This window comes from Nonomuraea sp. NPDC003754 (assembly GCF_053605785.1).
In genome coordinates this window covers 1-10353 of the sequence record NZ_JBSGJX010000090.1, presented here as the reverse complement: position 1 = coordinate 10353, position 10353 = coordinate 1, and the positions used below count along the sequence as shown (strand labels likewise).

11 protein-coding genes and 2 pseudogenes are annotated in these 10353 nt (G+C 68.0%); 4 read left to right on the top strand and 9 right to left on the bottom strand.

Features of this window, described 5'->3' with window-relative positions:
- Positions 1 to 124, bottom strand: a pseudogene (locus tag ACWEVS_RS45405) (IS5/IS1182 family transposase); the annotation flags it as partial.
- A 269-nt stretch (positions 125 to 393) separates the two neighbouring features.
- Between ACWEVS_RS45405 and ACWEVS_RS45400 the strand changes: the two are divergent.
- Positions 394 to 1143, top strand: a complete 750-nt coding sequence (locus tag ACWEVS_RS45400) for a tyrosine-type recombinase/integrase (protein ID WP_452557359.1) — start codon at positions 394 to 396, stop codon at positions 1141 to 1143.
- A 109-nt stretch (positions 1144 to 1252) separates the two neighbouring features.
- Here ACWEVS_RS45400 and ACWEVS_RS45395 read toward each other — a convergent pair whose 3' ends face one another.
- Together ACWEVS_RS45395 and ACWEVS_RS45390 are read right to left on the bottom strand one after the other, a co-directional pair.
- Complete coding sequence (locus ACWEVS_RS45395) at positions 1253 to 2212, bottom strand: phosphotransferase family protein (protein ID WP_452557357.1); 960 nt, start codon at positions 2210 to 2212, stop codon at positions 1253 to 1255.
- Positions 2213 to 2467: 255 nt separating this feature from the next.
- A complete protein-coding gene (locus tag ACWEVS_RS45390; protein WP_452557355.1) occupies positions 2468 to 2716 on the bottom strand; it encodes a hypothetical protein in 249 nt (82 codons plus the stop codon).
- Between the two features lie 291 nt (positions 2717 to 3007).
- Here ACWEVS_RS45390 and ACWEVS_RS45385 point away from each other — a divergent pair, with 291 nt between their 5' ends.
- Both ACWEVS_RS45385 and ACWEVS_RS45380 read left to right on the top strand, forming a co-directional pair.
- Positions 3008 to 3154: a hypothetical protein gene (locus ACWEVS_RS45385; RefSeq protein WP_452557353.1), complete on the top strand. Its 147-nt coding sequence runs from the start codon at positions 3008 to 3010 to the stop codon at positions 3152 to 3154.
- A 425-nt stretch (positions 3155 to 3579) separates the two neighbouring features.
- A complete protein-coding gene (locus ACWEVS_RS45380; RefSeq protein WP_452557351.1) occupies positions 3580 to 4101 on the top strand; it encodes a histidine phosphatase family protein in 522 nt (173 codons plus the stop codon).
- A 381-nt stretch (positions 4102 to 4482) separates the two neighbouring features.
- Here ACWEVS_RS45380 and ACWEVS_RS45375 read toward each other — a convergent pair whose 3' ends face one another.
- The 5 genes from ACWEVS_RS45375 to ACWEVS_RS45355 form a co-directional block, all read right to left on the bottom strand.
- Entirely contained in the window at positions 4483 to 5481 is a 999-nt protein-coding gene (locus ACWEVS_RS45375; protein ID WP_452557349.1) for a DDE-type integrase/transposase/recombinase, read from the bottom strand.
- 39 nt (positions 5482 to 5520) lie between these two features.
- Entirely contained in the window at positions 5521 to 6120 is a 600-nt protein-coding gene (locus ACWEVS_RS45370) for a recombinase family protein (RefSeq protein ID WP_452557347.1), read from the bottom strand.
- 21 nt (positions 6121 to 6141) lie between these two features.
- On the bottom strand, positions 6142 to 6915 hold the full coding sequence (locus ACWEVS_RS45365; RefSeq protein WP_452557345.1) for a MerR family transcriptional regulator: 774 nt from the start codon (positions 6913 to 6915) through the stop codon (positions 6142 to 6144).
- Positions 6912 to 7715, bottom strand: coding sequence for an alpha/beta fold hydrolase (locus ACWEVS_RS45360; RefSeq protein WP_452557343.1), 804 nt, complete (start codon positions 7713 to 7715; stop codon positions 6912 to 6914). Before ACWEVS_RS45360 ends, ACWEVS_RS45365 begins: the two co-directional genes overlap by 4 nt.
- Before the next feature lie 794 nt (positions 7716 to 8509).
- The gene (locus tag ACWEVS_RS45355; protein ID WP_452557341.1) at positions 8510 to 8923 is read right to left on the bottom strand and encodes an ester cyclase; all 414 of its coding nucleotides are present in this window, start codon (positions 8921 to 8923) and stop codon (positions 8510 to 8512) included.
- Positions 8924 to 8968: 45 nt separating this feature from the next.
- On the opposite strand from ACWEVS_RS45355, the gene ACWEVS_RS45350 reads away from it, so the two are divergent.
- Positions 8969 to 9589, top strand: a complete 621-nt coding sequence (locus ACWEVS_RS45350; RefSeq protein WP_452557339.1) for a TetR/AcrR family transcriptional regulator C-terminal domain-containing protein — start codon at positions 8969 to 8971, stop codon at positions 9587 to 9589.
- A 596-nt stretch (positions 9590 to 10185) separates the two neighbouring features.
- Here ACWEVS_RS45350 and ACWEVS_RS45345 read toward each other — a convergent pair.
- Positions 10186 to 10353, bottom strand: a pseudogene (locus ACWEVS_RS45345) (IS5/IS1182 family transposase); the annotation flags it as partial.

The following is a 10353-nucleotide window of genomic DNA, read 5'->3' as shown; positions in this document are numbered from 1 at the left end:
CCACCACCCAGCGTTGTTTGCCAAGGCCAGAGCCGTGTTCGGTGCCGCGTCGGGCGATCAGCGGCCGGATCTGCAGTTTGCGGACCAGTCGCCGACACTTGTCGTGGTCATAGCCGCGGTCGGATCCCGAGCAGGATGAGCGAATCCGGATGTGGTGTAAGGCCAGGATCGACTCGTGCATGGCCGCAGCTGACACGCTGCCGAGCGACACCGTGTTCCTGGACGGCGAGCTGACCCCGCAGGAACTCGCTGATCACGTACTGGCTCGCGTGGGTGTGGTTCCGGGGCGGTAGTCCAAGCGGCACGCGCGTCAAGGGCACTGGTGCCTGTGATCAGCCGCTGACCTGCTGGTTCTTGGTATGGGCCAAGCGGTAGGAGTCGGTGCCGGTCTCGATGATGTTCCTGTCAAGTCAGCATGTTGAACTTCCTGCAGCTGACGCCGAGCAGCCGGGAGCTCGGGCCGTTGGAGCAGGAGGAAGGCATCACACGCGGCGGGCTGTTCGGTGCGGCCCGAGACCGGTTCGCCGAGCTGCTGCAGGTGCCCGGCGCGGACGCGGTGCTCCCGCCACCGGTGTTGGAGCGGCACGAGGCCTACCAGCTGGTGCTGGCCGTGCACATGGCGGCGCTGGCCGCGGTGCTGGCCCATGGCTCCGGGCAGGTGCCACCCGCCGATCCGGTGGCGGTGTCGGCGTTCTTGCTGGCGCGCGAGCGCGACCACTGGGAGGCGATGCACGCACGGCGGGACAACCCGGTGGCGACCTCGCCGGATGCGATGGCGCAGATCGTCTACACGGCCACCGTGACCGGCCGGCTCGACTACGACGCGGGCGCGGCGGCTATCGAGCGGGCCGCCGTCGCCTCGCGCGAGCATCCCGGGCAGCTGCTCAAAGATCACGCGTTGTGTTACCCGCCCGCCGGGCCCGCAGGCCTGCCGCACGGACCTCAGCGGCTGGCATCGGCGTACCAGAACACGGTCGGCACGCCCACACGACCGAACTCATCAACGCCGGCGTCTCCATCGAGGTCGTCCGCCGGCGGCTCGGCCACGCCTCCACCGAAACCACCCAGCTGTACACCCTCCTCGCCGACGACGTCGCAGACACCGAGATCCGAGCCGCCCGCCGACGCCGCGACCGCCGCTGACCTGCACGCTCACTGCTCCACACGTCACTACACACAACCAAGATCAATCTCGGCGCCAACGGCTGTTCCCAGTACCAGTCTGACGCCGGCACCCCGACCTCTCCTGGGCTCAGCCCAGCGCGTCCATCAGGGCGGTGACATAGGTGTCCAGTCGCTCCTCCACGGCTCGCGTCGTCAGCTCTGTTCGGCCTGCCTCACGCCATGGCTGCGACACGAACGTTACTTCTTCTGAGCAGGCCAGCCCGTCCCGCACCTGCCAGTACAGCCGCTCGCTCGTGGCCGCGGCCAGCACCCCGCCAGCCTCCTCGTACGCCTCAGCGAACCGTAGACCCCACGCCGGTCCGTGCAGCAGCGCGAGGTTGGTGGAGCAGTGCGCCACATCGAGATCCGCCGGACCCCAACAGGCCGCCGCCCAGTCGACGACGCCGGTGATCCGGGCGCCTGCCGGCGTTGAGGGCGGCACGTCGAACAACACGTTGCCGGGTTGGAAGTCCCGGTGCAGGAACCGCCCTTCATAGGGCGGCGCGGGCTTGCGGATCACGTCGATCGCCGCGGCCCAGGCCGCCGCGTCGGCGCCCTTCGGAGTCACGACGGTGTCGGGGGTCGTCAGCGTCACATACTTCCGGGGCCGCTCGGCGGGCCGCAGCGCATGGATGGCCACGAGTTGACGGGCCAGCAGTGGGAGGCGCATCTCCAATCCCTCATCGTCGAGGACCGTCCGGCCTGCCAGATGTGTCATCAGCAGCGATGGATACTCGCAATGCGCGGCGGTCGGATCAACCGCGACCAGCTCAGGAGCCGGCACGCCGGTCCCGGCGAGCAGGGACAGAGCGCCGGCCTCCCCGTTCAGCCCATCCTCGGCGCCCCTCACGTAGAACGGGTCGACGAAGCTCCGCAGCACCAGGTCACGGGTGTCTCCTTCCTGCGTGCCGATGGTCAGCTTCCGCATCTCGGCCGTGATGCCGCCGTGCAGCACCTCGGTTCTGACGATCCGTTCGCCGACCTCCAGGTGCCGGCTCACCCAGGCCAGTGTCAACGGTCGGACCGCCGCCTCATCGTAGTTGATCACCGTGCCACCTCATCATCTCTGACTCGCGATAACAGCCGTTATCGGGGGTCAAAACGTCGCGTCCGAAGGGCTTCCATAGCGGGGGCGGCCATCTCCTCGCCGCTACTCCGCCCCTGGCCGTAGCTTCGGGAGTTCCCACCCGTAAGGGTGTTCAGAAAGTTCAGAAACTCGGCGACACGAGCGGATCCCTGGGTGACGTTTCCGCAGTTCATGCGCTACTTCGTTGGAAATTTCTTCATTGCTACCGAGATTTCGTCAGTCGCCGCCGTCGCCCCCATCTCCGCCAAAGCCGCCCCCGCCCCCGCCGAAGTCGCCGCCGGCCCCGTCGTGGTGGCTGCTGGAACCGCTCGATGAGCTGGAACCGCCCAATGAATTCCATAGGAGCCGCAGAAACCAGAACGCCCCGGCTGCCAGCCATATCCACCCCAACAGGGTCGATGTCACCATAGATACCGCTACATCTACGAGGAAGCGAAAAATATCAATGAGTTCGATGTCGTTCACAGCCCCACCTTCCTGAGCCAGAAGGCCCGGACTGGCCATGCTGGCATAGCCGATGGCTAGGACGGTTCCATTTGGCCCCTTTGGCCGGCTTGACCTGGGACCACTTGACGATCATCGGAAAATCGGGGTAGCGGCTTGATTTGGCCCCACCCCCGGTCGGCCCGGAAGGGGGTCCCAGTAGTAGGGGTCTGAGGAACATTGGAACCGGATCGTGCGCTAAACCCTGGCTGGGCAGGTCAGGGCCGTGCGGCCTTGCGGCAACTCCGCTCTCGAAGGATTGACCGCAGATACTTGAGCAGGTTGGCCACCGCCATCAGCGGCAGCACCCGCGAGCACCAGGCCGCAGCCGTCGACTGGCGGCACGCCGCCCACATCACCGGGATTCGTCGCGCGCCGGCGCGCACCACGGCGGGCGACGAAAGCCCCATCTCACCGTGAGACCCCGAGTTTTTGCACTTTCGTGACACCCCTACGCGCGTGCGCGCGAGCTGACAGCAGCAGGGCCGGGTAGACGGGCCCGGGTGGACCGCAACGGGACGGACGAGCGGGTGCGGTTCGCCGGGCAGGTGCGGGCGGTGCTCGCCGTGTCCGCCCGGGCGGTGACGCTGGCCGATGAGACGGGGCCCGCGTGTGAGATTCCGCTGGGGAAACTGCTGGGCGATCCGGACTTCACAGTGCTGGCAAGCCCGGTCCCTACCCTGTTCCTCCACCCGTCTCCTGGAGCTCCGGCCCCAGTGGTCACTCAACCTTCGGTGAGACCGAAGTCTTGATCAACCTTCGATGACAATGCTCAATCGCTTCCCGGAATCCCCGTGATCGTTTCCCGGGGGTTATGAGGGCGTCGGCTCGATATAGTCCCCCAGATGTTGCTTCTGGTCCGCCATGCCATGCCCGCCTACGGTCCGACCGCCCCACCGCACGCATGGACACTCAGCGTCGAGGGGTGGCAGGCGGCCCATCGGCTGATCGCCCGACTGCCCAAAGACGCTCGCCTCGTCGCCAGCAACGAGCCGAAGGCCTGGCAAACCCTGGGCGGCCACAACGCGGTCGCGCGTGATCGACGCTTCAACGAGGTCACCCGCGTAGAGCCATGGGAAGGCAACTATCGCGAGTTGCGGCGCGCATACGTGGAAGGCGCGGATCACGCGGACTGGGAGCCGCGAGCCGAGGTCGTCAAGCGCTTCGACGCCGGGATCACCGAGCATCTCGCACTTGCCGGCGGGCGCCCGCTCGTGGTGGCGACACACGGCATGGCGATGACTGTTTGGGTGAAGGCGCGGCTGGGCCTGCAGAGCCCCGGCGACTTCTGGGCGGACCTCTGCTTTCCTGATGCGCATCTCGTCGACCTGGCCTCGAGCACCGTCGAGCGAGCCTTGACCCTCTGAACATCACCGGAAGGACCAGGAGGCGGCTGAGAGCACAGCAACCGAGCCACGATCACTCAACCTTCGATGAGAACCGCTCAATCTTCGCTGCGACTGTCCTGTCTCACTGAGCTTGGCGTGCGAGCGAGGCTCTGATCTGCGGGACGCCAACTTGCTTGAGACACCGGGAAGCCCGTTTGTCTCAAGGATCATGGCGTGCCGGGCGGAATGTCTCAAACCACCTGGCGCGTGATCATGGAATTATGCCGTTCATGCTCGTGAGCCAGCCAGGAGGAGGAACAGGGGGACGCGCTGGCGACGCGCGAATTCGGCCATGTCGCCGTGGAAGCGATCGCGATGAGGAGGGCACTCGCGCAGTGCGGTGATGGGAACCGCTCTATCTCAGGGGGACAGCCGGAGTACGCCAGAAACACACCGCGCCACCGCATAGTCGAGTGCCTGCCTGCCGGCCTGGCCGGCGCGGTCGGGCAGGCCGGCGGGCGCGTAGCCGGGCAGCGCCGACTGGCACATCTGGTGCACGGTGGCGAACAGTCGCTCGATCTTTCCGCGGCCGCGCGGCTGGCCGGGCAGGGAGAACACCAGGCGGATCTTCAGGTCGGCGGCGACTTGTTCCAGGTGCTGGGAGGTGAAGTCGGGGCCGTGGTCGGTGTAGAAGACCGCGGGGATCCCGCAGATCTGCCAGTGCGGGTCGCCCTTGCGCCAGATCGCCCGCCGCAGCGTCAAGGCGGTGCCGATGGCGCTGGGCGCCTCCAGGCTCAGCCTGTGGGCGGCGATCGCCCGGGAGTATTCGTCGATGATCAGCGTGAGCCAGGGCCTGGCCGGGGTGCCGTCCTCGGTCAGGATGTAGAATTCCAGCTCGGTGTGGTCGGCCTGCCAGCTGGCGTTCGGCGCGTCCACCTCCCGGCGGCCGATCAGCTCGAAGGCGTCGGCGTAGCGCTTGCGGCCCTCGTGGGCCAGGCACGTGAGCGCCGGATCGAGGGCGGCGATCACGTTGACCACTGTGCGATAGCTGGGGACCGGCCAGCCGTGCTCGGGAGCCAGCTCCTGGACGCGGCGGTGCACGGCGGCGGCGCTGAGCCGCGGCTTGCGCAGGGCCAGGGCCTCGATCACCTGTTGCAGTTGCTCGGGCATGCGCCGGCGGCCGATGTCGTCGCGGGGGCGGGGAGCCAGAGCGGCCAGGCCACCGTGGCGGTAGCGCGCCGTCCATCGCCGGGCCGTCCGTACCGAGATCTTGCCCGTGTGGGCGACCTCGGACAACGCGACGGCGTCTTCCAGGTGTGGCTGCAAGATCCCGAATCGCCGCACGGCCTCCTGGCGCGCGGTCACGGTCAACTGCGCCAGCGGCGGCGACGGCTGCGCCCCCGTGCCGGGCCCGGTCATGGCTTCACGGTAACCGGGACCGGGCCTGCCGGGGAGTGGTCAGCCGGCCTCTGGTTGTGCTTCCTCATCCTCGGGCAGGTCGCCGGCGAGCGCGGCCTGGGCCTCCTCACGCTGCCTGCTCAGCGCCTTGTACAAGGTGGATTTGCCGATGCCGAACCCGGCGGCGACGTCCGCAACCTTGATGCCAGAGGCGATCATCGCTGCGGCTGCCGCGCGCTGCTGGGCGGTCGTCTTGGGAGGCCGCCCGGTGGGCAGGCCGCGGGCCTCCTTGGCCGCCCGGGCGCTGGCCGCCCTCTCCAGCATGTAGATCCGCTCCATCTGCGCGAACATCGCCAGCAGCGCGATGGCCATGTCTGCGGCCGGGCCGGGCACGCTGGTGTCCACCGGGATCTGGTCCTTGAGGGTGCGCAGGCCGATGCCGCGCTCGGTCAGCTCGTGGGCCAGGTTGAGGCACTCGCGCATGTTGCGCCTGAGCCGGTCCAGGGTCACGACGGTGATCCGGTGATCGGCGTGCGGCGGCACGCGGCGTAGCAGGTCCTCCAGGCCGTCGCGGGCCATCGTGGCGCCGGTACGTCGGTCGGACCAGATGAGCTCTTCGGGGATACCGGCGGATTCGAGACGAGCCGGGGTACTTCGCACTGCCCAGTCGGTTGAAGTCCGCTACACCATGTCAATGCCGGCCGCGCGCATTCTTGCCTCGAACAACGCCGCCAGTCGGGTCCAGGCAGGCTTCTGCTCTTGTCCGTGCTGGCTGAGCAGGCTGTACCGAATCGCGGCGTCGGTGCGGGCCCGGAGTCCGGCCGGGATGGGCAGCAATGAGGGATGGGCGAGAAAGTAGTCGGCCATGGCTGTGGCGAGTTCATCGACTCGGGGATCGTCCGGCTCCCACCCGGCGGCACACCACATGCGCTTGACCAACGAGAGATACCGAGGATCGTCGAGGGCGCGCTCGACCTTGGTGACATAGTCATCGAAGCCCTCCGGCACCAGAGCCCTGATCAGCACCAGGCCCTCCCGAGCCATCGTTACGTCGTTCGGGGTGAAGCCGAGATCGGCCGCCACCCGGTCCAGCTTCGCCAGAACGCGGTCGGGCAGCAGGGCCCGGTCGCCGCTGGCGAGCCGATGCAGCATGTCACGCCGGGCGATCAGATCGTCGATCCGTTCGTTGAGGTGCCGTTCGACGTCGACGAGCGCGGCGGCGAACCGGTCAGGATCGGCGTCGAGCATCGGCCCGATCTCGGCCAGCGGTACGCCGGCGGCGGCCAGTGTCCGGATCTGGACCAGCCGCAGCAGGTCGGCCGGTCCGTAACGGCGGTAGCCGGAGTTGTCGCGCCGGGGTTCGTCGATCAGCCTGTGCTTGTGGTAGTGCCGCACGGTCTTGACCGTGACGCCGGCGAAGGCCGCCGCCTGACCGATCGTGACGCCGTCCGTCATCTGCCCTGCCGGCCTCGTGATCGTGGGGTGCCGGCGAGTTCACGAACCGCGTCGGCGATGGCACGGAAGTCCTTGCGCAGCATGTTGCCGTGGTTGCTGGCGACCTTGGCGCTCACCTTGATGTTCGGGTTGCGGGCGAGCACCGGGTCGAGGCTGGCGCGCATGCGTTCCATCTCATCACGGCCGCCTCCGAGGTTGGCGCCAGTGGCGACCACGTACCGGACCGGGAAGGTCACACTGTCGAAGACCGGGTCGAGGGCGGCGTAGATCTTGTTGAGCTCGATGTTGCTTTGGGCATGCTGCCCGGCGGACATCTTCCCGGCTATGCCCATCGTGGAGAGCATCGGCAGCAGCCAGCGCGACCGGTGCCACAACCGCCGGACTCGCTCGTCGGCGTAGGAGAAGTCGAACGGGTACGCGCCGTCTACGGACACCACCCCCAGGACGCGGTCCGGATTCCGACTGGCCCAGTGCAACGCGACCGGCGCGCCGTAGGACCAGCCGACGAGAAGCGGCTGGTCCACACCCCTGGCCGCAAGGACGGCGTCGACGTCGCGGACGTGCGCCTCGAACGAAGCGGCTGCGGCCGAACGCCTCGATCGGCCGCGGGCCCGCATGTCGTAGGTGATGTGTCGGTAGTCGCCGCCGAGTTCGGCGATGACGCGCCGCCAGTACCGCTGACTGGCGAACTGGCCATTGAGGTAGACCACAGGACGACCGGGCCCACCGGTGTCGGTCACAGCTAACGCGGTGTCGTCGACCGGCACCATGCCGGTCCAGAGGGAGCTGAAGTTGGTCACCCGTTCAGCGTGCACCCTGACCTAAGGTCAAGGTCAAGCCAGGCGATACCCACGCTCACCAGCGAGGTTCGATCAGGCGGGTCGCCCGCCCGAGGTATCGCTGCCTCGGGTTCGGTCGTCACCATGGGTATGCGGCCAAACAATGTTGCAGATTCCCGGCCAAGCTGCGTTGCAGGTCACAATCGGCGAGCCTGGCCCGCGGTCTCGCGTGCACACGCGTAGGGGTGCCCGAAAAGTCCGGAAACTCGTGGCGTGATCTCACGATGAGATGTGGGTCGAGCCGAGATGGGGCTTTCGTCGCCCGCCGGCGAGCTGCTCGGCATGCGACCAGCACAGACTTCCGCGACACCCTCGACCTGGTGGGCCTCTCCTCCTGGGACCGTGTCGCGGTGAAGCTGCGGCGTACGGTGGCGTTATGGCGACCTGTCGCCGGTGCTGGGAGTGCTCGCGGCCGTTGCGTGCCACGGCCAGGGCCGATGCGCGCTACTGCGGCCCGGCCTGCCGCGCTAGAGCCCGCCGGCACGCCGGTACTGGCAGAAGGTGTTCGCCGCCGACATGGTCGCCACCGCCATGACGCATCTGCAGGAGCGGGTCGGGCGGCGCTGCCCGGTCTGCGGTGTCTGGTTCGCGCCCGGCGTCGGCATCCGCCGGGACGCACGAAGAACTGCGCCATCACGTTGCCCCGGGCCGGGTCGACGAACTGCGGGAAGAACGCCAGGTAGAACGCGATCACCTTGGGGTGGAACTTACCGTACGGGCCGGACCCGGCTCCGATCACCCGAACGATGACGCGGTCAGTCGGCGTCAGGCCAGTCCCAGTCGAGCTGGAAGAACATGCCCAGACGGTCGCTGACGGCGCGAATCTCACTGATCTTGCCGTCCTTCACGGTGAAGATGAAGATCACCTCGACCGTGAAGCTCTTCATGGTCGGCTGCGGCATGCGCGGGTGGTAGCCGGTGTGCTCGCCGGTCATCAACAGTCGGGCCACCACCCGGTCGCCCTCCTGGATCAGTTCTTCGATCGACAGGTGAAACGGGTTGAAGGCGTCGAGCTGCATCTTGATGCCCTCGAACGCGGCGCCGGGCTCATCCGGCTCGCCGAAAATGATCTTGTTGTGGTCGACGACGTCGGCGGCCATGCAGTCGACCAGGCCGGCCAGGCGGCGCTCGTTGATGGCGGTGACGAAGTCGCGAACGACGGCCTTCATGAGAGCTCCCTTCTCTTACGGTGTAAGACAAGTATCTTACGATGTATGAAAAGGGTGGGACTGTCAACCGGGAAGATCCTGGACGCCGCGCTCGACCTGATCGACCGGGAAGGCGTGGCCGCGCTGTCCATGCGCAAGCTGGGTCGCGAACTCGGGGTCGAGGCCATGACGCTCTACTACTACGTGCCCAACAAGGACGCCGTGCTCGACGGCCTCATCGACCGCGCTCTCGCCCACGTCCAGGTACGGCCCGACGGGCCCTGGCGGGAGTGGGCGCGCGCGTTCGCCACCTCTTTCCGTTCCGCGTTGCTCACCCATCCGGCCCTGCTGCCGCTGCTGGCCACGCGTCCGGTCACCACGCCCGGCGGACTGGACATGCTCGAACGCGCCGCCGAGGCCCTGGTCGAAGAGGGGTTCAGCACCGCCGAGGCACTCCACGTGATCACCACGCTCGCCACCTTCGTCATCGGCCAGGTGCTGGCGGAAGCGGGCCGCACCCCGGGCCACGACGCGCCCGATCCCGCGCCCGACACCGACCCCGCCCGTCATCCCGTGCTGGCCCAGGCCCTGGCGGCCGGCCTCGGCACACCGGAAGACCATCGGGACCGCTTCACCTTCGCCCTCGACGCCCTGCTGGCCGGCCTCAAACCGCGGCGGGCACGATGATGGGCGGTTCTCAGAACCTCTTGCAAAACTGCCTTCTGCTCGCCGATGCGGACGCTCACCGACCCGTCGGCGAGCCAGCCGTGGGCCTGGCCGATGCGCGGCGCGTCGGCGCCGATGTCGCTCGACATGCCGAACTCTTCCCAGTACTGACGCAGGTCGCCGCTGATCGAATCGCCCGGCCCGGTCAGCTTGACGAACGTCATGCCCGGGTGCGGGAACACGATCACGTACGAGATCTGGCGGCCGACGTCGGCCAGGCGCGCCAACCGGTTCAGCCGGCGCGGACGCGACGGGGGGCAACTCGATCACCGCCGCGACCGGCCGCTGTGGAAGGCTGGCGGTCATGACCCCAGCAGCCATACGGAACACCCCCAGGCAGGACCTCCTCGCGAGTCTCTTTTTCTCGCCGTCGGCGCGGCGATCGTTTTCGTCGGATTCCAGATCAAGAGCTCGCCCGCCGACTGCGGCGGCGAGACGATGTCCGCGGGCGACAGCTGCGTCAGTTACGTAGGCGGCGACCAGACCGGGACCAAGGACGATCTCCCGCCAGGCCACCCTGACCGAGGCTGAACGCCTGGCCGCCCTCCGCCGTCTCCCTGCCGTGCCTGTTCATCGTTCCAGGCGATACGCGGCTTCCCGGGTCGGTGTAGTCGTGGGCGGTGCAGCAGGCGGCGGCGACCTGGCCGGCGCCGGGGACTTCACGGATCACCCGACGGATCGCGGCGACCACTTGGGTGATGGTGTCTTGGGTGGCCACCGCATCA

Excerpts from the sequence above, each read along its gene's own strand:
- ACWEVS_RS45400 (WP_452557359.1), top strand. The coding sequence starts at position 394 with ATGATGTTCCTGTCAAGTCAGCATGTTGAACTTCCTGCAGCTGACGCC.
- ACWEVS_RS45380 (WP_452557351.1), top strand. The coding sequence starts at position 3,580 with ATGTTGCTTCTGGTCCGCCATGCCATGCCCGCCTACGGTCCGACCGCC.
- ACWEVS_RS45375 (WP_452557349.1), bottom strand. The coding sequence starts at position 5,481 with ATGACCGGGCCCGGCACGGGGGCGCAGCCGTCGCCGCCGCTGGCGCAG.
- ACWEVS_RS45365 (WP_452557345.1), bottom strand. The coding sequence starts at position 6,915 with ATGACGGACGGCGTCACGATCGGTCAGGCGGCGGCCTTCGCCGGCGTC.
- ACWEVS_RS45355 (WP_452557341.1), bottom strand. The coding sequence starts at position 8,923 with ATGAAGGCCGTCGTTCGCGACTTCGTCACCGCCATCAACGAGCGCCGC.
- ACWEVS_RS45350 (WP_452557339.1), top strand. The coding sequence starts at position 8,969 with ATGAAAAGGGTGGGACTGTCAACCGGGAAGATCCTGGACGCCGCGCTC.